General features: G+C 70.4%; 20 protein-coding genes. 10 read left to right on the top strand and 10 right to left on the bottom strand.

Going from position 1 to position 22187, the window contains the following annotated elements:
- Window positions 1–31: 31 nt before the first annotated feature.
- The 3 genes from MKK49_RS17550 to tsaD are packed head-to-tail and all read right to left on the bottom strand — an operon-like array spanning window position 32 to window position 2555.
- Window positions 32–496, bottom strand: a complete 465-nt coding sequence (locus MKK49_RS17550) for an opioid growth factor receptor-related protein (RefSeq protein WP_244030810.1) — start codon at window positions 494–496, stop codon at window positions 32–34.
- A complete protein-coding gene (locus tag MKK49_RS17545; protein WP_244030808.1) occupies window positions 493–1485 on the bottom strand; it encodes an NAD(P)H-dependent glycerol-3-phosphate dehydrogenase in 993 nt (330 codons plus the stop codon). Before MKK49_RS17545 ends, MKK49_RS17550 begins: the two co-directional genes overlap by 4 nt.
- A gap of 26 nt (window positions 1486–1511) precedes the next feature.
- Complete coding sequence (gene tsaD / locus MKK49_RS17540) at window positions 1512–2555, bottom strand: tRNA (adenosine(37)-N6)-threonylcarbamoyltransferase complex transferase subunit TsaD (protein ID WP_244030807.1); 1044 nt, start codon at window positions 2553–2555, stop codon at window positions 1512–1514.
- A 188-nt stretch (window positions 2556–2743) separates the two neighbouring features.
- Here tsaD and MKK49_RS17535 point away from each other — a divergent pair, with 188 nt between their 5' ends.
- From MKK49_RS17535 to MKK49_RS17520, 4 genes are all read left to right on the top strand, one after another.
- A complete protein-coding gene (locus MKK49_RS17535) occupies window positions 2744–3460 on the top strand; it encodes a uroporphyrinogen-III synthase (protein ID WP_244030805.1) in 717 nt (238 codons plus the stop codon).
- Window positions 3461–4003: 543 nt separating this feature from the next.
- A complete protein-coding gene (locus tag MKK49_RS17530) occupies window positions 4004–5875 on the top strand; it encodes a COG4223 family protein (RefSeq protein ID WP_244030802.1) in 1872 nt (623 codons plus the stop codon).
- 135 nt (window positions 5876–6010) lie between these two features.
- The gene (locus tag MKK49_RS17525) at window positions 6011–7588 is read left to right on the top strand and encodes a heme biosynthesis protein HemY (RefSeq protein WP_244030800.1); all 1578 of its coding nucleotides are present in this window, start codon (window positions 6011–6013) and stop codon (window positions 7586–7588) included.
- A gap of 159 nt (window positions 7589–7747) precedes the next feature.
- Window positions 7748–8875, top strand: a complete 1128-nt coding sequence (locus MKK49_RS17520) for a DUF2336 domain-containing protein (RefSeq protein ID WP_244030798.1) — start codon at window positions 7748–7750, stop codon at window positions 8873–8875.
- 7 nt (window positions 8876–8882) lie between these two features.
- On the opposite strand, the gene MKK49_RS17515 is transcribed toward MKK49_RS17520, so the two are convergent.
- The 3 genes from MKK49_RS17515 to MKK49_RS17505 form a co-directional block, all read right to left on the bottom strand.
- On the bottom strand, window positions 8883–9224 hold the full coding sequence (locus MKK49_RS17515; protein ID WP_244030794.1) for a DUF1491 family protein: 342 nt from the start codon (window positions 9222–9224) through the stop codon (window positions 8883–8885).
- Between the two features lie 35 nt (window positions 9225–9259).
- The gene (locus MKK49_RS17510) at window positions 9260–10009 is read right to left on the bottom strand and encodes a peptidoglycan-binding domain-containing protein (RefSeq protein ID WP_244030793.1); all 750 of its coding nucleotides are present in this window, start codon (window positions 10007–10009) and stop codon (window positions 9260–9262) included.
- 101 nt (window positions 10010–10110) lie between these two features.
- The gene (locus MKK49_RS17505; RefSeq protein ID WP_244030792.1) at window positions 10111–12072 is read right to left on the bottom strand and encodes a PAS domain-containing sensor histidine kinase; all 1962 of its coding nucleotides are present in this window, start codon (window positions 12070–12072) and stop codon (window positions 10111–10113) included.
- Window positions 12073–12408: 336 nt separating this feature from the next.
- On the opposite strand from MKK49_RS17505, the gene MKK49_RS17500 reads away from it, so the two are divergent.
- From MKK49_RS17500 to MKK49_RS17490, 3 genes are all read left to right on the top strand, one after another.
- Window positions 12409–12777, top strand: a complete 369-nt coding sequence (locus MKK49_RS17500; RefSeq protein ID WP_244030791.1) for a hypothetical protein — start codon at window positions 12409–12411, stop codon at window positions 12775–12777.
- A 91-nt stretch (window positions 12778–12868) separates the two neighbouring features.
- Window positions 12869–13915 carry a cytochrome d ubiquinol oxidase subunit II gene (cydB, locus tag MKK49_RS17495; RefSeq protein WP_244030790.1) on the top strand — a complete coding sequence of 349 codons (1047 nt, stop codon included), beginning with the start codon at window positions 12869–12871 and terminating at the stop codon, window positions 13913–13915.
- Between the two features lie 388 nt (window positions 13916–14303).
- A complete protein-coding gene (locus tag MKK49_RS17490) occupies window positions 14304–15842 on the top strand; it encodes a sensor domain-containing diguanylate cyclase (RefSeq protein WP_244030788.1) in 1539 nt (512 codons plus the stop codon).
- A 90-nt stretch (window positions 15843–15932) separates the two neighbouring features.
- Here the strand turns inward: MKK49_RS17490 and dgcA are convergent, their stop codons facing one another.
- Window positions 15933–16919, bottom strand: a complete 987-nt coding sequence (gene dgcA, locus MKK49_RS17485; RefSeq protein ID WP_244030787.1) for an N-acetyl-D-Glu racemase DgcA — start codon at window positions 16917–16919, stop codon at window positions 15933–15935.
- A complete protein-coding gene (gene dgcN / locus MKK49_RS17480) occupies window positions 16916–17938 on the bottom strand; it encodes an N-acetyltransferase DgcN (RefSeq protein WP_244030786.1) in 1023 nt (340 codons plus the stop codon). Before dgcN ends, dgcA begins: the two co-directional genes overlap by 4 nt.
- Before the next feature lie 212 nt (window positions 17939–18150).
- On the opposite strand from dgcN, the gene maiA reads away from it, so the two are divergent.
- The 3 genes from maiA to MKK49_RS17465 all read left to right on the top strand — a co-directional run bounded on the left by maiA (window position 18151) and on the right by MKK49_RS17465 (window position 20691).
- Window positions 18151–18795 carry a maleylacetoacetate isomerase gene (maiA, locus tag MKK49_RS17475; RefSeq protein ID WP_244031271.1) on the top strand — a complete coding sequence of 215 codons (645 nt, stop codon included), beginning with the start codon at window positions 18151–18153 and terminating at the stop codon, window positions 18793–18795.
- 147 nt (window positions 18796–18942) lie between these two features.
- Window positions 18943–20274, top strand: coding sequence for an NAD(P)/FAD-dependent oxidoreductase (locus tag MKK49_RS17470; protein WP_244031269.1), 1332 nt, complete (start codon window positions 18943–18945; stop codon window positions 20272–20274).
- Between the two features lie 99 nt (window positions 20275–20373).
- On the top strand, window positions 20374–20691 hold the full coding sequence (locus tag MKK49_RS17465; RefSeq protein ID WP_244030785.1) for a hypothetical protein: 318 nt from the start codon (window positions 20374–20376) through the stop codon (window positions 20689–20691).
- Between the two features lie 9 nt (window positions 20692–20700).
- Here MKK49_RS17465 and thiL read toward each other — a convergent pair whose 3' ends face one another.
- Together thiL and nusB are read right to left on the bottom strand one after the other, a co-directional pair.
- On the bottom strand, window positions 20701–21696 hold the full coding sequence (thiL, locus tag MKK49_RS17460; RefSeq protein WP_244030784.1) for a thiamine-phosphate kinase: 996 nt from the start codon (window positions 21694–21696) through the stop codon (window positions 20701–20703).
- Window positions 21693–22187: a transcription antitermination factor NusB gene (gene nusB / locus MKK49_RS17455; protein ID WP_244030783.1), complete on the bottom strand. Its 495-nt coding sequence runs from the start codon at window positions 22185–22187 to the stop codon at window positions 21693–21695. The genes thiL and nusB overlap by 4 nt, the downstream gene beginning before the upstream one ends.

Genomic DNA, 22187 nt, shown 5'->3' with positions numbered 1-22187 from the left:
CGCGTGGCTTATCATCGAAGAAGCGCGGCCGTCAGTCCCCCGCGAGCGCGCTCGCCCAGTAGCGCAGGCTGCTGGAGTTGATCGGCGCGCCGGCCTCGGCGTTGCGGGCCAGCACGAAGGCGTGGAAGGTGCGGGCCTCCTCCGGCCCCAGGAGATCGCGCAGGGCGTGCAGGATACGGGTGATGCGCAGGTGGTTGTGATCGTGCGTGCGCAGCCAGCCGTCCGTTTCGCGATAGAACCGCATCATGCGGTCGCGCCCCGCGCGCAGGCCCGCGAGGGCCGCTCGGTCGGCCCGAATGGCATCGGCTTCGGCGCGGGTCAGGACGGGGGCGCCCGGTACGGCGAGGCTCGCTTCGTGGAGCGGGAAGCACCATTGGATGAAGTCATGCACGCCCTCGATCCGGGCATTGCCGAACGCCAGGACGTCGGTCAGCCCGCGCCCGGTGTCGTCCTTGCCATCACCGGCGAGGAATGCGTGGAGCGGTCCCGGTTTCATTCGGCTTCGCCCTTCAGCGGGCGCGCCAGGAGGGCGGCGATGACGGTCTCGACGCTGGCCTCCCCCGACACGATGGCGGCAACGGCCTCGGCTACGGGCATCTCGACGGCGCGCGCGCGGGCCAGGGCCACGAGGGCGGCGGCGGTGTAGGCACCCTCGGCGAGCTTGCCGCCGGCGGCATCCTCGGGCGAGGCGCCGGCGCCGAGCGCCAGGCCGAAGGCGAAGTTGCGCGATTGCGGCGAGGAGGCGGTCAGCACGAGGTCGCCGAGGCCCGACAGGCCCATGAGGGTCTCCGGCCGTCCGCCGTAGGCGCGGGCGAAGCGCATGAGCTCGGCGAAGGCCCGGGCGATGAGGGCGGCCCGCGCCGATTCACCCAAGCCGCGTCCGGCGACGATGCCGGATGCGATGGCGAGGACGTTCTTACCCGCGCCGCCGACCTCGACGCCGCGGACGTCGTCCGTATGGTAGACCCGCAGGTTCGGCCCCGACAGGGCGGTGGCGAGGCGCGCGGCGAGGCCCGCATCGGCGGCCGCCAGGGTGACGGCCGTGGGCAGGCCACGGGCGACGTCCGCCGCGAAGCTCGGACCCGACAGGACCGCCACGGGGGCGCCGGGGCCGACGATGTCGGCGGCCACCGCGCTCATGAAAGCGTCGCTGCCGCGCTCGATCCCCTTGGCACAGAGCACGATGTCAGTTCCCGCCTCCCAGGACGGGGCGAGGTTGGCAAGGACCGCGCGCAGGGTCTGGGCCGGGGTGACCATCAGGACCGTGGCGGCCTCGCGCAGGGCGCCCGCATCGGCGGTGGCGCGGATGGCGGCGTGGAGAGGCACGCCGGGAAGGTAGCGCGCGTTCTCGCGGGTCGCTTCCAGGCGGACGGCCGCTCCGGCGTCGCGCAGCCACAGGATCACGGGATGGCCGGCGACGGCCGCCGCGTTGGCGAGCGCCGTCCCCCAGGCGCCGCCGCCGACCACGGCGATAGGTCTGCTCATGGGCGAGCTCTCATGGCTTGCTCCGGTCAGGCGGCGGCGACGGGCTCGGCGAACGGCCAGCGGGCTCGGGCCGGGGCGGTGAGGTCGTCGACGAGGCCGAGGCGCAGGCGTTCGATCCCGGCCCAGGCGATCATCGCGCCGTTGTCGCCGCAGAGCGCCAAGGGCGGCGCCACGAAGGCGAGGCCCGCCTCCCCGGCCTGCGTGGTGAGTGCCCGCCGGATGGCGCCGTTGGCTGCGACGCCACCGGCGGCGACGAGGGCGGTGGGATGCCCGGCCACGTCGGTGAAATCACGCATGGCCACCCGCAGGCGATCGACGATCACATCGACGACGGCCGCCTGGAAGCCGGCGCAGAGGTCGGCGACATCGACGCTCGAGAGAGGCGCGATTTTCTCGGCCTCGATCCGCAGGGCGGTCTTCAGGCCGGACAGGGAGAAATTGGCTTCGCGCCGGCCGAGCATGGGGCGCGGCAGGGCGAAGCGCTCGGGGTCGCCGGACTCGGCCATGCGTTCCACCTCGGGGCCGCCCGGATAACCGAGGCCCAACAGCTTCGCGACCTTGTCGAAGGCCTCGCCGATGGCGTCGTCGATGGTGGTGCCGAGGCGCACGTAGTCGCCGACGCCCTTGACCGCCACGAGTTGGGTGTGGCCGCCCGACGCGAGCAGAAGGAGGTAGGGAAAGCCGATCCCGTCCGTGAGCCGCGCCGTGAGGGCATGGGCCTCGAGATGATTGACGGCGATGAGGGGCTTGCGCGCGACCAACGACAGGGTCTTGGCCGTCACGAGCCCGATGAGCACGCCGCCGATGAGTCCGGGGCCGGCCGCCACCGCGATGCCATCGACATCGGAAAGGCGCAGGCCGGCGCCATCGAGGGCGCGGACGATGAGCCGGTCCAGGACCTCGACATGGGCGCGGGCCGCGATTTCCGGCACCACGCCACCATAGGCCGCGTGCTCGGCGATCTGGCTCAGGACCTCGTTGGAGAGGATGCGCCCGCGCCCCCCCTCGCCCGGGCACACCACGGCGGCGGCGGTCTCGTCGCAGGTCGTTTCGATGCCGAGGACGTTCATGTGGGCAGCACGTTCATGCGGGGCGGGTGATCCGGAATCGCGGGGGACGAAGGCTGCGCACGCCGCGTGACGACAACGCGAAGGAATCACGCGAAGGAACCACCGGCTCCGTCGGCGTGTGGTTTTGACCGGTGCATCCTAGCCGGCCCGGCGGTATCAGGGCAACGACCGGACGAGGTTTGAGTGGAATGCGGATTTGGGTGGCGCGGCCCGAGCCGGGGGCGACGCGGACGGGACGACGCCTCGTGACGCTCGGCCATGCGCCCCTCGTCGCGCCGGTCCTGACGATCCGGCCGACCGGCGCGGCCCTGCCCGCAGGCATCTTCGCCGGCCTGCTGCTCACGAGCGCCAACGGCGTCGTAGCCCTGACGGCGGCCGACCGAGTGCGGTTCGCGGGGATACCGGTCTTCGCCGTGGGGGCCCGGACGTCGGCTCTCGCGCGCCGGGCTGGGCTCGAAGCGGTTTGGGATGCCGGGGGCGACGCCGCTCAACTCTCCGCCCTCGTCCGCGCCGTCCTGCCAGCCGGCAGCCCCCTCGTCCACGTGGCCGGTGCCGAGGGAAAGGCCGAGCCGGCCGCCTCACTACGGTCAGCGGGATATCCGGTCACCACCGTGATCGCCTACGCGGCGGTGCCGGAGCTGGGACTACCGCCGGCCGTCGCGGCGGCCCTGGCGGCCCGTCCGGCGGCCCTCGACGCGGTGCTGCACTACTCACGCCGCAGTGCCGAGACCGCGCAGCTTCTGGCATTGCGAGCCGGCCGAAGCGGAGCCTTCGGCGCGCTCAAGCATTACTGCTTGTCGAGTGACGTGGCCGCCCCGCTGCTGGCTGCCGGAATCGACGCGTGTTTCGTGGCCGAGCGGCCGGACGAGGAGAGCCTTCTCGCGGGTTTGGTGGCGGGAACCTGACGGAAGGGCCTCGCTCAGGCGCGGGCCGTGGTGCTAGGACGAATCGAACAAGCTGGGCTGCGATCGCCGAACCGGTGGGGCACCGAGCCGGTGCAGGCGACGACGGCAGCGTCGGGAAGGGAGCAACGAGCCGTGAAACCACCCAACAGCGACGCCAACCGCCCGGGCCATGTCCCCGGTCCGCGCCCGCCCGAGGCCGGCAAGCCGGATGCGCCGGCCACGACGCCGACTGCCCCCGGTGCCAAGCCGGATGCCACGACTGCCAAACCGGATATCTTCGGTGTGAAACCAGAGGTCGCCAAATCCGCCACTCCGTCGGACGCTACGACGAAGTCCTCCGGAGCGACGACGGCACGACCGGGCGAGCCGAAACCGTCTGAAGCCGCCACGAACCCCGGGGCGTCCAAACTTGCCGAAAGCCCCAAGTCCGAGGGTTCCAAGTCCGAGGGTCCCAAGCCCGAAGGCCCCAAGGCCGTCGAGATCAGTAAGGCTGCGGATGCCAAGCCCGCGGACAGTAAGCTGAACGAGGTAAAGGCCGCCCCCGTGACCTCGACAGACGGCAAGGCTTCCGCGCCGCCGAAGGGGGCCGACCTTTCCAAGGATGCGACGGCAGAGCCCACGAAGATCGATCCGATCAAGGCAGAGGCGGGCAAGAGCGATTTGAACAGAAACGAGTCCTCGAAGCCGGACGCGACCAAGGATACCCCGAAGACGGCGACCTTCCCGAGCGGCGCACCGGGCGCTGCGCGGCCGGCCGGACCGGCGGCGGATGGTCCGATCATCGATCTCAAGGCCAAGCGCCTCCCCGACCCGGCGCCGGCGCAGAAGACGTCCGCCACGGGCGCCGGCATCATGCCGGGTGTCGCGACCAAGCCGGCGGATGCCGGGGTCGGGGAGTCCGCAAAGCCCGTGGACACGAAGTCTGCGGATACCAAGCCGGGCGATCCGAAGACGCCCTCCGGCGGATCGGCGGACAACGCGGCGAGGCCCGCCAATGGAGCCGGCACTACGACGCCGAAGATCACCCCGGTGGCGCCGTCCGCGCGTGGCCCCGGCTTCGGTTCCGTCGCCACCGCCGGTCTCCTCGGCGGCGTCATCGGTGCTGGCCTGCTGTTCGCCGTCGAGCGCGCGGGCGTGCTGCCGCAGGCCGATGACGGACGTCTCGCCGCCCTCGACCAGCGCATCGCGGCGCTCGCGCCGAAGGACGAGGTCGCGCGCCTGTCCCAGCGCGTCGCGTCCAACGAAACTGCGCTCAAGGCGGTGCCGGAGGCCGTGTCGACGGCTCGCGAAGCCCTCCAGAAGGCCAGCGCCGCGCCGGCTCCGAGCGCCGACGGCGCCGCGCCGCAGACGGCTCCCGCTCTGCCGCCGGATCTGGCCGCGCGCCTCGACAGCCTCGACCAGCGCGTCTCCGCACTTCAGGAAGAGCCCGGCCAGCAGGGCGGCGAGGCCCGTATGGCGGTGACACCCGCCAACGGAGACGCCGCACAGGTGGCGGCGCTCGCCGAGCGCCTCAAGGCGGTGGAGACCCAGGTCGCCGCCGCACCCAAGCCTTCCGAGCAGCCAGACCTCACCCCGAAGCTCGCGGCTCTTCAGACCGCGCTCGATGATCGCGCGAAAGCCAATGCCGAGGCGACACAGACCCTCGGCCAAAAGCTGACCGAGGTTCAGCAGGCCCTGGACGCCAAGGTCCAGGCCGCGACCCAGGCGAGCCAGCAGGCGGCGGAGTCCGGCAAGACCCAGGCGGCGGAAGCCGCGAAGGGCATCGAGCGTCAGGTCCAGACCCAGCTTCAGGCGCAGAGCGACAAGATCGCCGGCCTCGACAAGGCGCTCTCCGAGCGCGCCGAGGTCGCCACAGTGCAGGCGGCCCTGCGGGTGGTGTCGGCCGACCGGATCGTCACCGCCCTCAACACCGGGACGCCCTACGCGGACGCGCTCGCGGCCCTGCGCACCTACGAGCCCGGCGATCCGGCCCGGCTCACCGCCGTGGCGGTGTTCGCCGATCGCGGCGCACCGACGGCCCGTACCCTCGCGGCCGAATTTCGCACCGTGGCGGAGAAGATCGCGGCGGGTCGCCGGGCCGCTCAGGTCCGTTCGGTCGCCGAAACCGGTGACTTCGGCCAGAAACTGATGAGCATGGCCGAATCCATCGTGCAGGTCCGCAAGGTCGAGACACCCGCTCCGTCAGCGCAGGGCGCAGCGCCCGCCACCGATCCATTGCCGAAGGTGCAGGATGCCCTCGACCGGGGGGCCATCGCCGAAGCCGCTCAGGTTTTCATCGCCCTGCCGGAGGACATCCGCGTCCAGGCTGGCGAGTTCGGCACGAAACTGAAGTCCCGCGCGGCGGCCGGCGAAGCGGCCCAGGCCCTGCTCTCGGACGCCTTCAAGGGCCTTCCCGTCACGGCCGCTTCGCGGTGAGCGGCGAATGCGTCGCGGCGGAGTTCCCGCCCGAGACTCGCCAACGACTGAATCAATGGGAGCGCCGGCCGCTCCCGTTTCCGGATTACGGCGCCGCCGGTTCGACCGGCGCCACGCCCAGGAGTTTCTGATCCCATGTGGCGCGCTCTCGCCTTCCTGGCCCTCCTCGCCGTCGCCGCCTACGGGGCGACCTGGGTCGCCGACCATCCCGGCTCCGTCACCATTGTGTGGAACGGCTACGAGGTCGCCACCAGTCTCGCCATCGCGCTCATTGGCGTTCTCGTCGCCGCCATCGTGGTCGGCTTCATCTGGGCCATCGTACGGGGTCTCGTCACCCTGCCCGAAGCCCTTGTGCGCGGCTCGCGCGACCGGCGCCGGGCCAAGGGCTATTCCGCGCTCTCGCGCGGCATGGTCGCGGTCGGCTCGGGTGATCCCATGGCCGCGCGGCGCCACGCCAACGATGCCGAACGGCTTCTCGGCGCCGAACCGCTCGCCCTCCTGTTGAAGGCCCAGGCGGCTCAGATCTCCGGCGACCGCGAGGCCGCCGAATCCGCGTTCCAGCGCATGGTCGACGATCCCGAGACGCGGGTGCTCGGCCTGCGCGGCCTGTTCGTCGAGGCGCGTCGCCGCGAGGACGACGTCTCGGCCCGCGCCTATGCGGCCGAGGCCGCGCGCCTGGCCCCGAGCGTCACCTGGGCCAACGAGGCTGTCCTCGAAGCGCAATGCGCCGATGGCGACTGGAGCGGGGCGACGGAGACCGTCGAGCGCCGGGCGTCCCTCGGACTCATCGAGAAGGGGCTTGCCCGGCGCCAGCGTGCCGTGCTCCTCACCGCCGCGGCGCAGGAGCGCGAGGCCGGCGAGCCGGAAGCCGCCACCGAGCGCGTGCTCAGGGCCGTGAAGCTCGCTCCCGACCTCGTGCCGGCGGCGGCCCTGGCCGGACGCCTCCTCGCGCGCCGCGGCGACCTGCGCAAGGCCGCCAAGATCGTCGAGGCTGCGTGGCGCGCCGGGCCGCACCCGGATCTCGCCAAGACCTACATGACCCTGCGCACGGGCGATTCCGTCCGCGACCGTCTCGCCCGCGCCGAGACCCTGGCGCGCCTGTCGTCCTGGCACCCGGAAGCCCGCCTCGCCACGGCGCAGGCGGCCTACGAGGCCCGCGAATTCGCCCAGGCCCGCGAGGCCCTGGCACCGCTGCTGGCCGAGCGCCCGTCCGTGCGAGCCTGCCTCGCCATGGCGCGGCTGGAGGAAGCCGAGCACGGCGCCGGTTCCGGCCGTTCGCGCGAGTGGCTCTCCCGTGCGGCGCATGCCCCGCGCGATCCCCTATGGATCGCCGACGGCGTCGCCTCCGAGCGCTGGGCCCCCGTCTCCCCCATCACCGGGCGCCTCGACGCCTTCGTGTGGAAGACGCCGACGGAGGTCCTGGCAGGGCCGTCCGAGACCCGGCCCGGCGATCCGGAGGCACCGGAAGATGCGGTTCTGCCCACCGCGTCGGCCAAGCTGACGGAGGCTGCCAAACCGACGGAAGCCGCCAAGCCCGCCGAACCTCCGGCCACCATCGCGCTGAACGGCGCGACGCCGGTCGCGACCGCTCCGAGCGCCCCCACGTCCAACCCGATGCCGGCCGGGACCGCGACGCCCGTGGTTCTGCCGATGCCCAAGGCCGTGGACAAGGCGGCCGACAGCGCGGACGGCAAGGCGCGCCGCGCGGTCTGAGGACAGGGCATTCGAGACGGCGGATCACCGGTCGATGCAGGGCCTGTGATCTGCGGGGATGGCGCAGGACGACACGCTTCGGTGCCAGGGGGGCTTAAAGGCTGATTCACGCAAACCCGCTAAGTCCTGGGACAGCGAGTTCTGCGTAATCGAAGTGCCATGCACCCTTCTCTCGACGATGCGCCGGACCTCTCCGGCCTGATCGAACTGTCGCGCCTCGACACGCTCGATCTGAAACCCGTGATCCTGCGGGTGCAGACGGACCTGTTCCTGTCGGCACCGTTCCGCGACCGGAAGATCCTGGAGGCCTTCGAGGCCCTGGCCGGCGGGCTCATCCCCATCGTCGATGACGAGACCGCCGAGATCGTGGCGCGCAAGCTCGCCGCTTTCCCGGAGACGCCGCCCGGCATTCTGGCGATCCTGGCGGCGCGCGGGGGTGCCGTGCGCGATGCCGTAGTGGCCGAAGCCCCCACCCTGACACCTTCGGTGATCGAGGCCGCCCTGTCCGACGGCGCCGACCTCGGCGCCGCCATCGCGGCGCGACCGGATCTCGACCGGAATACCGCCAACGCCCTGTCCGCCCGCGCCGTCGCCGAGGTCGATACGGCGCTCGCGCGCAACACCCACATCGTCCTCGGGGCCGAAGCCCTGGCGCGTCTCGTCGGGCGCGGACGCCGCTCGGCCGATCTCGCCAAGGCGCTCCTCGCCCGCACGGACATGGCGGCGGCAGACCTGTCGCCCCTGTTCCTGTTCGCCGACGAAGCCCGGCGCGACGCCATCGGCGAGGGCATCGCAGCGACGGTCGCCCTGCGGCCTTGCCCGCCGCCGCCACGCGAAGCCGGCGCGATCCTCACCGGCTTCTCGGGGCGTGGCGACATCGCCGGCTTCATCGGGGCGCTCGCCGAGATGCTCGGCCTGCGCCGGGATTTCCTGGCCGCGACGCCGGACCCGCACCTGCGCTACGACCTCCTCACCCTGGCCCTTCGCGCCGCTGGCCTGCACGAGGAGGAGGCGGTCTACGTGTTTCTGACCCTGAACGAGACCGTGGCGCGTTCTGTCGATCGGGTGTTCGATCTGGTCAAGCTGTTCCGCAAGGTCCAGCGGCCCGCCGCGCGCAGCCTGCTCTCCGCCATCCTCGACACCGCCCTGCCGGAGCGCGCGGGCGATGCGCGGGCGCACCAGCCTTACAACGCCCCCGACGCCGCGCGTCCCCGCGTCTCCCCCGCGGCCGCCGAGCGCGCGCCCTCGCGTCCCGCCCTTCCGGGTCGGCTGCGCCAGACTTCCTGAAGACCCTTCACTCGGCCAAATCCAGGAGATGGCGGCCGGCACGGTCGTCGATCTCGATGATCCAGAGGTCGCCGTCGAAGCGTACTTCCTTGCTGATGCGGATTTCGACATCGGCGGGCTCGGCTTCGGGCATCAGCGCGACGAAACGCCGATCCGTATCGCCCTCCGAATCGACGAGGGATTGGGGTGCCGGTCCGTAGAGATCGGCCCGGCCGTCGAGGCGATCGACCTTGACGAAGATCGCCCCCGCTTCCGCCGCGCCGCGCCGCCGCTGGACGGCGGCGATGCCCTCGATGCCGAGACGGCGCAGATGGGCCGAGACCCAGAAATCCGAACGCAGGCGTGCCATGTCCCGCCTATACCCGGATTCTTTCGACAAGAGGATCAGCCCGGCGCCGCGGCGGCGCGGGCGGCGAGTTCGCGCAAGGTGCGGCCGGCGGGCTGGCCCTTCACCGGGAGCTTACGATCGCGCTCGAACCGCTCGATGGCTGCGCGAGTGCCGGTCCCCAGGAGTCCATCCGCCTTGAGGGGACCGTAGCCGAGCTTGACCAGGGCGCGCTGCGCCTTGGCCACGGCGGGATCTGCCTTGGGCGTCACCGAAGCGGTCGTTTCACCCTCGCGGATGATCTCACCGATGGTGTCGCGGGAGACGGGACGCGGTGCCGGCTCGGAGCGGATCAGGGCGACCCGGGGCGCCTCGGCCCGGAAAGCTTCCGGTTTGAGGGCATCCGATTTGAGGGCTTCGGATCGGGGCGCCTCCGCTTTCGGCGACGCGGCCTTACTCGTCTCCCCGGTCCCGGCCTCGGCTTTCGCGGCCTCGATCCGGCGGGCGGGCAGTTTTTCCGCGGTCTGACGCGGCGCGACCTTCGGGAAGATCGGCGCCGGATGGCGACCCATCTGGTAGCCCAGCGCATTCAGGGAAATGAAGGCCGCCGCTCCCACGACCACGACGAAACCGAGCACGTCGCCGGGCCGGTTCACGCACAGGCGGCCGGCCCAGCGCCCGACGGCGGCGAGATCGGCCCGCCATCCCCCCGGCCGCGCTCCGGCGCCGGCGCGCTGGCGCCGGGTCGCGGCATCCGCCCGCGGTCCGCGCGGCTGGGGCGGGACGATGATCTCGCGCTGATCGCGCATGGCGACTCCTTAGAACGCGACCGCCCCATCCACGCACGGGACGCGGATGAGACGGTCAGGAGAAGCGGCCTGGGGCCGCTCGGAGTATTGGCGGGCCGGTCTCATCCGGCGCGTCGCAGGGGCGAACCCCCTTCGGGCACGTAGCTCTCGCGCACGGGCTCCGCGGTCGCATCGAACAGCCCGATGGGCCGGCGGATCGGCGGCACGGGCAGGCGTACCGCATCGGGACCGGCTCCGGGTGCCCGCGAGGCGGTGCGGATCGGGGCCGGCCCGGCGAGATTGGGTTCCGCCCGGCAGGTGACCGGAAGGGTGACGGTGACGCGTGTGCCCTGGCCCTGGACACTTTCGATGGCGATGGCGCCGCCGTGGAGGCCGACGAGTCCCTGGACGACGGAGAGCCCGAGGCCCGTGCCCTCGTGCGAGCGCCGCGTGTCGCTCTGGGCCTGGAAGAACGGATCGCCCACGCGCGGCAGATCGTCGGCACTGATACCGATGCCGGTATCGGTCACGATGAGATCGAGGTGGTTGCCGGCCCGACGGACGGAGACCTCGACCTGTCCGCCGGCGGGCGTGAACTTCACGGCGTTCGACAGCAGGTTGATCATCATCTGCCGACAGGCGCGCAGGTCGGCCGTGCAGGGGATCGCAGCAGCCTCCTCGGGACGAACGAGGACGACACCGGCCTTCACGGCCCTGAGCTGCATCAGGTCGCAGCAGGTCCGTACGAGGGCGTTGAGATCGAAGGTCTCCGGAGCGTAATCGAAATGGCCGCTCTGGATGCGGGACATGTCGAGGAGCGTGTTGACCACGTCGAGGAGGTGCTTCCCCGAATCGCCGATGATCACGGCATATTCCCGGCTGCGCTCCGGGCCGATGGTCATGGCGCCCTCGCCCGCCAGGACCTCGGAGAAGCCGATGATGGCGTTGAGCGGCGTGCGCAGTTCGTGGCTGACCGTGGCGAGGAAGCGGCTCTTGACCTCGTCGGCACGCTCGGCCTCGGCGCGGGCGCGCTCCAGTTCCTCCGCGTGGCGGCGGTGCTCGGTGACGTCGCGGGTCACGGCCACGACGCTCCATCCGGGCGTCTCGGTGCCGGTTACCTGGGCGCCGGACAGGCCCGCGCGGGTTCCGTCGATGCGGTGAGCCCGCATTTCGGCGAAGATGGTGCGCGGCGCGCCTTCGGCCCGTACGGCGGCGGCGTCGAGTTGCAGGCGGAACTGCACCGTGGCGGGGTTCCCGTGGGCGGCGACATCGCTGAGGGTCTGTAGCAGGGCCGGCCGGTCGCCGACATGGACGCGCTCCAGCAGGCCATGGCCGCGCAGGCGGCTCGCCTCGGCCCCGACGAAGCGGGCCGACGACGCGCTGGCCTCGATGACCCGACCGTTGCAATCGTGCCAGGTCACGAGATCGTCGATGGCCGACAGCAGCGTGCGGTCGCGCAGCTCGTTGTCGCGGAGCTTGGCGAGCCAGCGGCCTTCGTGGCGAAAATGCTCGATGGCCTGGGCGGCGATATGGCCGATGGCCGTGATGGCGAAGACCGGCATCGCCAGGGTCCGTGACCATTCCATCAGCACCCCGTTCACGCCGACCGGCGGCAGGAACGCGACGGCGAGTGCCCCGAGGGCCGCGATGATGGCGGCGGCCAGGGTCGCCCGGCGCGAGCCCGAGACCACGGCCTCGAGCGGGATCGCCACGAGCCAGATGGCGGCGGCGGAGTTCGCCCCGCCCGTCATCATGGCGAGGCACACCACGAGGCCGGTGAGCCCGGCCGACGAGATGGCGTGAGCGACCCAGAGAATGCCCGTCCGCGACAGGAGGACGGCGGCGAAGACCGGGAGCATGAGGCTGGCGATGGCAAGGGCTTCGATTCCGCTCGGCACCCCGCGAAGAAGCAGGAAGGGCGGCAGGCCCAGCATCATCAGGAGACCGGTTGCGAGGCGCGAGACGAGGAAGCGTTCGTGACGAAACCGCACGGCGGCATCGTCGATCACCGACTCATGGACGAGACCCGCCAAACGGGTATCGATGAGGGACGCCAGGGCACTGTAGATACGCAATACCGACACGCACAGCGCGGATGGAGGCCACACGGCCCGTCCGACGCCCCTTGGCTCGACTTGAACTCGACTGACCGAACCGTCGCAGAGGCGACTTAAGCGAGTCTTGCGGGGGAGCCCCCGCACGTCTCGGCATGCTTTCCGGAAGGTAACCGGATCATCGGAGACGGGACTTCCTTCGAGCCTTGGTTGAACGATCGCTTCGAAGACGGCCCCAGGCGCGATCCCGGCTTTCGACCGACTCCGACGTCGAGGGTCGCCGTGAAATCGACGCGAATAAAGCACCGTTCACCATCGCGCCCGATCGCGCCGCCGGGCTCATGTCTGCTTTACCGGTGATGTGTGTTGCTGACGTTCACGCTGTTCGGCGCCCCGATACGCACCCTGGACCGATCCATGCTGTTTCTCGTTCGCGCCGCCGTGGTGATCGGGGGCCTCTCCTACCTGGCGATGCACCGAGACCTGGATTCCGTTCCATCCCTGCCAAAAGTGCCAGTCCAAGCACTTGTCAGCCAAACCATGGCCGCGCCGGTTCGGCCAGTCCAAGCGCTCGCCGCCGCCTGGGACGCGATGCCGGCGGACGCGCGCGAACGGATGGTGCGCGACGGAACGGACGCCCTCGTTCGGCACCTCGGCACAACCCGGCCGGTTTCCGCCGATACCTTGGCCGACGCCGACCGGCGCCCGCCCTGGCGGGGCGTCGCGTCGCGATAGAACGATCTCCGCCGATGCATGGTGGACGGCCGGTGGCTTTGCCCCGAGCGTGCCGCTACACCTGGGGGTGCGGCGGCGAGGGCATGATCGGATGTTCGGGTTCGGCATGGAATACGAGGGGCCCGCCTTCTGGCTGCCCCTGATCTGGTCGGCGCTCCTGGCGCTCGCGGTCGCGATGTACGTGGTCATCGACGGATTCGATCTCGGCGTCGGAATCCTGTTCACGGCCGCGCGCAAGGGCAACTGGCGCGACCGGATGATGCTGTCCGTGGCGCCGATCTGGGACGGCAACGAGACTTGGCTCGTGCTCGGCGGCGGCGGCCTGTTCGCGGTGTTCAGCGTCGCCTACGCGATCTTGCTGCCGGCCCTCTACCTGCCGCTGATCCTGATGCTCATCGCCCTGATCTTCCGGGGCGTCGCCTTCGAGTTCCGGTTCAAGGCCGAGCGCTCCCAGCCCCTCTGGGACTACGCCTTCCATTACGGGTCCCTGGTGGCGACCTTCGCGCAGGGGCTGGTGCTGGGCGCCTTCGTGCAGGGCTTCCACGTCGAGGGGCGGGGATTTGCCGGCGGCACCCTCGATTGGCTGACCCCGTTCAGCGTGATGACGGGCATCGGCCTCGTCTGCGGCTACGGCCTGCTCGGCGCCACCTGGTGCGTGATGAAGACCTCGGGTGAACTCGAAATCTGGGCACGGCGCAAGAGCGGGCAGTTCCTCATCGCCACCATCGCCTGCATGGCCGTCGTCAGCGCCTGGGTGCCGTTCCTCGGTCTCGACATCCAGTGGCGCTGGATCTCGTGGCCCAACATCCTCTACGTCACGCCCGTGCCCGCCGTGACGGCACTCGTGGCCTGGAACATCCACCGCACCCTCGCCAACGGCCGCCACGTCGCGCCGTTCCTGCTCACCATCGCGTTGTTCCTGCTCGGATTTCTCGGCCTCGCCATCAGCCTGTTCCCCTACATCGTGCCGCCGCGCCTGACGATCTGGCAGGCCGCCAATGCGGTGAGCGCCCTGCAATTCGCCCTCGTGGGCTACGCCGTCGTCATGCCGCTGACGCTCGCCTACACCGCCTACGCCTACTGGGTGTTCCGGGGGAAGGTGGCCGAGGACATGCAGTCCGGGGGGTATGGCCATTGAGCGACACCACCGGGAAAAGCCGGCGCCTGCTGTGGTTCGTGGCGTTCTATGCCGTGAGCCTCCTGGCTTTCACGGCCCTGGTGTACGTCCTGCGATTCGTCGTACGGGGTTAATCCCGATCACTGGACCCGTTCCGTGATCCACATCGGACCCGGCACGACGATGATGGAACGTCCGGTGGGGATCGCTCAAGCGAGATACGAGCATTTCGTCCGTTTTCTGCGCCTACCGTCTTAAGAAATGCTGCCCCAAAGTATGCCGATCCTAGGGGATCGCGCTTCGTCGGCCGATCGACTGTGACCAAAGAACAGTCCGACGGGTACGAAATCATCGATTCATCTTCTGTCGGTATCGTCAGATCAAGAAGAATCGAGGCGGGAGTTGGTTTGTGTGGGCGCGGCAACGCTTTTCGTTCGCCATCCGTTCGGCTCGGACCTGGATCGCGCTCGGCATCCTGGCACCGTTCGGTATGCTCCTCGTGTCCGCAATCATGCTGCTCGACCTGCGGCGCGATGCCTGGAGCAAGGCCGAACAGACATCGCGGAACCTGCTCCAGGTTCTCGATCGCGACATCGCCCGCAACATCGAGATCATCGACCTCTCCCTCCAGGGTGTCCTCGACAACCTGAAGGCACCGGATGTCATGACCGCCACGCCCGAGCTCAGGCAGCGCATCCTGTTCGATCGCGCCGCGACGGCCCGGGACATGGGCGTGATGCTCGTGCTCGATGAGCATGGGAACAGCATCATCGACGCCGGCGCTCTGCCCGCCCGCAAGGTGAACAACTCCGGGCGCGCGTATTTCAAGGCGCATCGCCAGCGGTCGGACCTTGGACTGCACATCAGTGAGCCGCTCGTCTCGCACCTCATGGGGACCCGCGTCCTCGTGCTGAGTCGGCGCATCGACAAGCCGGACGGGTCCTTCGACGGAGTCGTGTTCGGAACACTCAAGCTGACGTATTTCAGCCGGCTGTTCGAGGATATCGGACTCGGACGCCTGGGCGCGATCAATCTCTACCTGCGCGATGGCACGCGGATCATGCGCTATCCGGCCGATGAGGCAACCATCGGCGTCAGCTTCGCCAAGACTCCGAATTTCAAGCGGTTCCTCGCCGAGGGACGGGGCAGTTTCGTCGGCCGCACTTCAAGCGATGGGATCGAGCGCCACTACACGTTCATGGGTGTCGGCGAGTTTCCGTTGATCCTCACCGTGGCCCTGTCCATCGACGAGGTCGAGGCGGAGTGGCGCGAGAAAGCCCTCGTCATCAGCCTCGTCGTGCTGGTGCTGTGCGGCCTGACCATCGGATTGTCGCTGCTGTTCGGACGGGAGTTGCACCGGCGCGCCGCCACGCAAGCGGAGCTGGCGCTGATGTCCCAGACGGACGTTCTCACCGGATTGTCGAACCGGCGCCACTTCGAGGAGGTGTTCGGTAGATCCTGGGAGCACGCCGCGCGCATCGGCACGCCGCTCTCCCTCCTCGTGGTCGATGCCGATCACTTCAAGCGGTACAACGACCGCTACGGCCATGCGGTCGGCGACGAGGTGCTGGTGGGGCTTGCGAGAAGTCTTGCGGCGAGCGTGCCCCGTCCCGAGGATCTCGTCTGCCGCGTGGGCGGCGAGGAGTTCGTCCTGCTCTTGCCTCACACGAACGCGGCGGGCGCCCTGCGCATCGCCGCGCGGGTACATTTGGAGGTGACCAAGCTCGCAATCGGCCGTGCGGGCATCGGGGCGGGTTCCATCACCGTGAGCATCGGCGTCGCGACTGCCACGCCCGACGCGACCCAAGCGTCGGCCGACCTCTACAGGCGCGCCGATGCGGCACTCTACGAGGCCAAGGCACGCGGGCGAAACCAGACCTGCTGCGCCGCCCAGGATTCTCCGAACCCCCACCAGAAGGCGGCCTACCGGCTGGTCGGCGTCTCCTGATGATCGCGAGCGCGAGGCCGTTGCCGCGCCGACGCCTCAGGCAGATCGAGACGGCGAACACGAGGTCCCGTCGAACGGTCGACGAAGCCCCTACCCCCACAAGTCCGGCGTCGGCGGATGGATCAGGCTACCCTCGAACACCAGGGCGGGATTGCGGTCCCGCGCCAGCAACAGGGGGCCGTCGAGATCGACGTAGTCGGCGTGGTGCGCCAGCAGCATGGCGGGCGCCATGGCCAGCGACGTGCCGACCATGCAGCCGATCATCAGGGAAAAGCCGCGCGCCCGCGCTTCGTGGGCCAGCATCACCGCCTCCGTGAGGCCACCGGCCTTGTCGAGCTTGATGTTGATGGCGTCGTAGCGCCGACTCAGGGCGTCGAGGCCGGCGCGGTCGTGCAGGCTCTCGTCGGCGCAGATCGGGATCGGCCGGACAATGGCGGCGAGGAGTTCGTCCTCCCCCGCCGGCAGGGGCTGCTCGATGAGCTCGACGCCTGCCGCTACGCAGGCCGCGAGGTTGGCCTCGAGGGTCTCGGCCCGCCACGCCTCGTTGGCATCGACGATGAGCCGCGAATCGGGCGCGCCCCGGCGCACGGCGGCGATGCGCTCCGGATCACCCGCCCCGCCAAGCTTCACCTTGAGGAGGGGACGCGCGGACGCCGCGCGGGCGGCGGCCTCCATGCTCTCCGGATCGCCGAGGCTGAGGGTGTAGGCCGTGGTGGCGGTCTGGGGAGCGGTCAGCCCGGCGATTTCCCAGGCGGGGCGGCCGAGCTGCTTGGCCTCGAGATCGAACAGGGCGCAGTCGAGGGCGTTGCGGGCAGCGCCCGGCTTCATGACGGTCAGAAGATCGGTCCGCGAAGCCCCGGCCGCGACGGCATCCGCCTGCGCCAGGATGAGGTCGCGTACGCTCTCCACGGTCTCGCCGTAGCGGGCATAGGGCACGCACTCGCCGCGTCCGACGCGGCCCTCCGCATCCGTTACGGTGGCGAGCACCACCACCGCCTCGGTGCGACTGCCGCGCGCGATGGTGAACGCCCCCGCGATGGGGAAGCGCTCGATGGCCGCCTCGAGCACCCGGTTCATGCGGCGGCTCCAGCCGGAAACTCCGCGACGATCCGGTCGACGATCTCCTCGACGCCAAAGCGCACGGGATCGGTGGCCGACAGACCGTGCTCCCTGGTCAGATCGGCCAGAAGTGTCCGGGCGACGCCCTCCTCCAGGCTCTGGGTATTCACCGCGATCCCCACGGGCCGGATGTCCGGGTTGGTGAGGCGCCCGAGCTGCACCGTAAGGTCGATGACTTGCTGGATCGTCGGCAGAGGATGCTGAACACCGCGCATGGTGGTGCGGCTTGGCTCGTGACAGACGATGAACGCGTCGGCCTGCGCCCCGTGCAGCAGCCCGAGGCTGACGCCGGCGAACGACGGGTGGAACAGGGAGCCCTGCCCTTCGAGGAGGTCCCAATGATCGGGTTCGGCGGCGGGCGCGATCCACTCGACGGCCCCGGAGATGAAGTCGGCCACCACGGCGTCGATGGCGACACCCCGCCCGGAGATGAACACGCCGGTCTGGCCCGTGGCGCGGAAGTCCGCGTCGAGGCCGCGATCCCGCATACCGCGCTCGAGGGCGAGCACCGTGTACTTCTTGCCCACCGAGCAGTCGGTGCCGACGGTGAGCAGCCGCTTGCCGGGGCGCTTCGTGCCCTTGCCGGTGGCGAAGGTCTCGGAGGTGTGGCGCACGTCGTGGAGCTGGCGCCCGTTGGCTTCCGCCGCCTGCGCGATCTCCGGCACGGCGCCGAGGCGCGCGTGGAGCCCGCTGGCGATGTCGAGGCCGGCATTGAGCGCCGCCACGATCTCGGCGACCCAGTGCGCCGGCAATACGCCGCCCGCGTTGGCGACGCCGATCACCATCGTGCGACAGCCCTTCGCCACGGCCTCCGCGAGGGTGAGGTCGGGAATGCCGAGATCGGCGGCGCAGCCGGGCAGCCGCATCTGGCCGACGCACCATTCGGGGCGCCAGTCCTTGATGCCGTAAGCGGTCTTGGCCGCGAGGGTATCGGGCACGTCCCCGAGGAACATCAGGTAGGGCGTCTCGATCTGCATGCTCGTTCATCCCTCGGGCCGCGCCCGGATTTCTCGCCGTGCTCTTCGCTATGCGCGAGGAATCCGGCCCTGCCAAATTCGCTTGCGGCAAAGCAGCATCACCGCCACGGCATCGCTTTCGCGACAGGGTCGGCCCAAGGGGGCGCCAAGGGGACTTGCGATACGGGCCGATGTCGGGTGTGGTCGTTCTTCGACACGGAGAGATGACGCGCGTGAAGATGTACGGCAACTGGCGCTCGGCCGCCGCCTTCCGGGTGCGGATCGCCCTCAACCTCAAGGGTATCCCTTGCGAAGAGACGTTCATTGACCTCGATGCGGGCGACCAGTTCAAGCCCGACTTCCTGGCGATCAACCCGCAGGGCGCGGTCCCGGCTCTCTTCGACGGGGACGGGCCGCCGCTGACCCAGTCGCTCGCCATCCTCGACTATCTCGAGGACGTGCATCCGGCGGTGCCGCTGCTGCCGGCCGATCCGCGCGAACGCGCCCGCGCCCGCTCGCTCGCCCAAGTTGTCGCCTGCGACACCCATCCGCTCTACGTGCCGCGCGTGCGCAACTACCTCATGCAGGCCTACGACATTCCCAAGGACCGGATGATGGGCTTCGTGCGCCACTGGTTCGAGACCGGCCTGAAGACCCTGGAGACCCGCCTCACCCGGGAACCCGGTACCGGGCGCTACGCGCAAGGAGACGCGGTCAGCCACGCCGACCTCTGCCTCGTGAGCCTGTGGGTCGGCACAGGCATCTTCGGCGTCGAGACCGTGTCCTACCCGACGGTCCGGCGCATCGCGGAGGATTGCCTGGCGCAGGACGCCTTCGCGCGGGCCCACCCCCTGCGCCAGCCCGGCGCCCCGGCCTGAGCCGGCGCGGATAATTTTCTTTGGCCTGGCCGGGTCCACCACAAAATAAAAACGTTCTAGGGTGAAGCAGGGCCTTTCGGGTCCCGCCGGGCTTTGGCCGCCACGGCAGCCGCCCCCCGCCAAAACGAGATGCAGGACGACAAGCGCATGGTACCGGGCGAATCCGTGGAAAACCTGCACCGCATCGTGGTCGTCGGCGGCGGCGCCGCGGGCCTTCAGCTGGCGACGAAGCTCGGCGACTCGCTGGGCAAGTCGGGCAAGGCCCACGTCACCCTCGTCGATCGGGCACGCACCCACATCTGGAAGCCGCTGCTCCACGAGGTCGCCGCCGGCAGCCTCGATGTCGGGCACCACGCGGTGGATTATCTCCATCACGCCCACCGCCACCATTTCCGCTACCGCATCGGCCAGATGACCGGCCTCGACCGGGCCGCACGCACGATCCAGCTCGCGGCGAGCCACGATGCGGAAGGGCGCGAGGTCACGCCCGTGCGGGCCATCGGCTACGACACCCTGGTGCTGGCGGTGGGCTCCACCACTAACGATTTCGGCACGCCGGGGGTGAAGGAGAACGCCATCGCCCTCGACACGCAGGACCAGGCGGTGCGGTTCCACCAGCGCCTCGTCAACGGGATGCTGCGCGCCCACACCCAAGTTGGGCCCGTGCGCCCGGGCCAGCTCCACGTCACGGTGATCGGCGCCGGCGCCACGGGCACGGAACTCGCGGCCGAGCTCCACCGCACCACCCGCGACGTCGCCTCCACGGGCCTCGACAAGATCGACCCGGACAAGGATCTCAAGATCACCCTGGTGGAGGCGGCCTCGCGCATCCTGCCGGCGGTGCCCGAGCGCCTGTCGCAGGACGTGGTCCGCCTCCTCGACAAGATCGGCGTCGAGGTCCGTATCAACGCCCGGGTCACGGAGGTCCGGCCCGACGGCGTGCAACTCGCCGATGGCGGCTTCATCCCCTCCGAGCTCGTGGTCTGGGCCGCCGGGGTGAAGGCACCCCCGTTCCTGCACGACATCGGCGGCCTCGAGACCACGCGCAACAACCAGCTGGTGGTGACACCGACCCTTCAGACGACGCGCGACCCGGACATCTTCGCCATCGGCGACTGCGCCTACCTCGTCGAGCAGGGCTCGGCGACGCCGATCCCGCCGCGCGCCCAGGCCGCGCACCAGCAGGCGAGCCACCTCATCAAGCTCATCCCCGCCAAGATGGCCGGCAAGCCGCTCAAGGCCTTCAAGTACCGCGATTTCGGCTCGTTGGTGTCACTGGGCGAGTATTCCACCGTGGGCAGCCTGATGGGCTTCGTGCGCGGCAAGAACATGTTCATTGCCGGGCTGTTCGCCCGGATGATGTACCGCTCGCTGTACAAGATGCACGAGCAGGCCCTGCACGGCACGGTGAAGACCACCCTCGACGCCGTCGCCCGGGCCCTGACCCGCCGTACGGAATCGCGGGTAAAGCTGCACTGATCGGAGCGTTCGCCGAGGCCCTTCCATCTCTCGCTCTTGCGGAGAGGAAGGGTTGCCATCCCGAGGCCGTGCCCCGATCCACCGATTCCGAGACACGCCATGATCGACATCATCCAGGCCCTGCAGCAGCGCAATCCGGCGCTCGGCCCCTACGTGCTGGTGCTGCGCTCCGATTCCCGCGCCCGCGACGCGGCCGATCCCGCCCGCCTCACTCCGGAGGCCGAGACGTGGCTCGCCGAGCAGGCGCCGGGCGCCAAGTTCTCGCAGGAAACCGTGCTGCTGGCGCCCTATCCGGGCGCGATGCCGGCCGATCGCGTGGTCGCCGTGATGGCGTTCGCCGATGCGCGCCAGCTCGCCGCCTTCGCCACCCATTGGACCGCCGATCCGGAGCCGCCCGAGGACGACGAGGCCGTCTGAGCCGCCGCGTCAGAAGTGGCTGAAGGACGCCGCCGCGAAGGTTTTTCGCGCACCGTCCGCCGCTTCGAAGACCGGGGGACCGTCACCGGTGGTCACCGTGCCGATGGGTTTGAGCGGAACCCCGGTGGCCTCTGCCGCGAGGAGGCAGGCATCGAGGCGCGCCGGCGGGATGGCGCACAGGAGCTCGTAATCGTCGCCGCCGGTCAGGACCGTATCCATGAGGGTCGGCGCCTGCGCCACGGCGCGGACGGCGGCCGGGGAGAGCGGCACGTCGGCCACGCGGATGAGGGCGGAGCGCCCCTCCCCCTTCAGCATCTTGGCGAGATCGCCGGCGAGCCCGTCCGAGATGTCCATGGCGGCGCGCGCATGCCGGCGCAGGATCGGCGCGAGGCCGAGGCGGGGACGGGGGTGCCAGTAGCGGTCCACCAGGGCGGCGCAGGTCTCCGGGCCGATGGCGTCGCCCCAATCGGGCAAGGGTGAGCGACGCAGGGGTAGCCCGAGGGCGGCATCGCCGATCGTACCGCTGACGCAGAGCACGTCACCGATCTCGGCCGTCATCCGCCGGACCATGGTGCCGGTGGGCACCTCACCGAGAGCAGTGACGCCGATCGACAAGGGTCCTGCGGCCCGGACGGTGTCTCCGCCGAGAAGCGCGCCCCCGAACGCCGTCAGGGCGTCGCCGAGCCCGACGGCGAAGGCGGCGAGCCAGGCTTCCGTCCAGTCGTCGGGCAGCGCCAGGGTGAGGAGGATACCGCGCGCGGCCGCGCCCTTGGCGGCCAGATCCGAGAAATTCACCCCGACGGCCTTGCGGGCGATGGAGGCCGGCGGATCGTCCGAGAAGAAGTGGACGCCCGCCACGATGGCGTCGGCCGTCAGGACGAGGTCGCAGCCGGGCGTCGGCGTCAGGGTCGCGGCGTCGTCGCGCATCCCGTCCGCGCCGGGGCCGGCCAGCGGCGCGAAGAAGCGCGCGATCAGCCCGTCCTCGGTGGGACGGTCGCCGCTCACGCCCGGCCGGAGCCGGGCAGGCCAGAACCCGGGAGCCCCGCGAATTCCTGGCCCCGGACCTCGCGCGCCACCTTGTCGAGGACGGCATTGACCATTCCGGGCTCGTCGCCACCGTAGAAACTGTGGGCGACATCGACGTATTCGGAGATGGCGGCGCGGGCCGGCACGTCGCGGCGGTGCATGAGCTCGTAGGCCCCGGCACGGAGAATCGCACGCAACACCATCTCGATGCGCTTCAGGGGCCAGCCCTGTGACAAAGCGTTGTCCAGCATCGGGTCGATGGCGCGTTGCTCCTCCACGACACCGCGCAGGAGATCGCGGAAGAAGGCGATCTCGGCGGGGGGATGTTCGACGCCGTCGACGGTCTGGCCGATCCAGAAGGTTTCGAACTCGGCCACCGCCTCGATGACGCCCTTGCCGGAGATCTCCATCTCGTAGAGCGCCTGCACCACGGACAGGCGCGCGCCGCTGCGCTCGATGACTTTGGCCAT

This window comes from Methylobacterium sp. J-090 (assembly GCF_022829345.1).
GTDB lineage: Bacteria > Pseudomonadota > Alphaproteobacteria > Rhizobiales > Beijerinckiaceae > Methylobacterium.
Note: the sequence above shows the minus strand (reverse complement) of the source record. Positions and strands in the feature narration are given on the sequence as shown.

What these genes read in the sequence shown, in the direction of transcription:
- MKK49_RS17510 (WP_244030793.1), bottom strand. Translation starts at nt 10,009, where the DNA reads ATGCGCGATCAGCGCGAGATCATCGTCCCGCCCCAGCCGCGCGGACCG.
- dgcN (WP_244030786.1), bottom strand. Translation starts at nt 17,938, where the DNA reads ATGCAGATCGAGACGCCCTACCTGATGTTCCTCGGGGACGTGCCCGAT.
- MKK49_RS17520 (WP_244030798.1), top strand. Translation starts at nt 7,748, where the DNA reads ATGCACCCTTCTCTCGACGATGCGCCGGACCTCTCCGGCCTGATCGAA.
- MKK49_RS17550 (WP_244030810.1), bottom strand. Translation starts at nt 496, where the DNA reads ATGAAACCGGGACCGCTCCACGCATTCCTCGCCGGTGATGGCAAGGAC.
- dgcA (WP_244030787.1), bottom strand. Translation starts at nt 16,919, where the DNA reads ATGAACCGGGTGCTCGAGGCGGCCATCGAGCGCTTCCCCATCGCGGGG.
- MKK49_RS17470 (WP_244031269.1), top strand. Translation starts at nt 18,943, where the DNA reads ATGGTACCGGGCGAATCCGTGGAAAACCTGCACCGCATCGTGGTCGTC.
- cydB (WP_244030790.1), top strand. Translation starts at nt 12,869, where the DNA reads ATGTTCGGGTTCGGCATGGAATACGAGGGGCCCGCCTTCTGGCTGCCC.
- MKK49_RS17465 (WP_244030785.1), top strand. Translation starts at nt 20,374, where the DNA reads ATGATCGACATCATCCAGGCCCTGCAGCAGCGCAATCCGGCGCTCGGC.
- MKK49_RS17515 (WP_244030794.1), bottom strand. Translation starts at nt 9,224, where the DNA reads ATGGCACGCCTGCGTTCGGATTTCTGGGTCTCGGCCCATCTGCGCCGT.
- MKK49_RS17525 (WP_244030800.1), top strand. Translation starts at nt 6,011, where the DNA reads ATGTGGCGCGCTCTCGCCTTCCTGGCCCTCCTCGCCGTCGCCGCCTAC.
- tsaD (WP_244030807.1), bottom strand. Translation starts at nt 2,555, where the DNA reads ATGAACGTCCTCGGCATCGAAACGACCTGCGACGAGACCGCCGCCGCC.
- MKK49_RS17545 (WP_244030808.1), bottom strand. Translation starts at nt 1,485, where the DNA reads ATGAGCAGACCTATCGCCGTGGTCGGCGGCGGCGCCTGGGGGACGGCG.
- nusB (WP_244030783.1), bottom strand. Translation starts at nt 22,187, where the DNA reads ATGGCCAAAGTCATCGAGCGCAGCGGCGCGCGCCTGTCCGTGGTGCAG.
- MKK49_RS17535 (WP_244030805.1), top strand. Translation starts at nt 2,744, where the DNA reads ATGCGGATTTGGGTGGCGCGGCCCGAGCCGGGGGCGACGCGGACGGGA.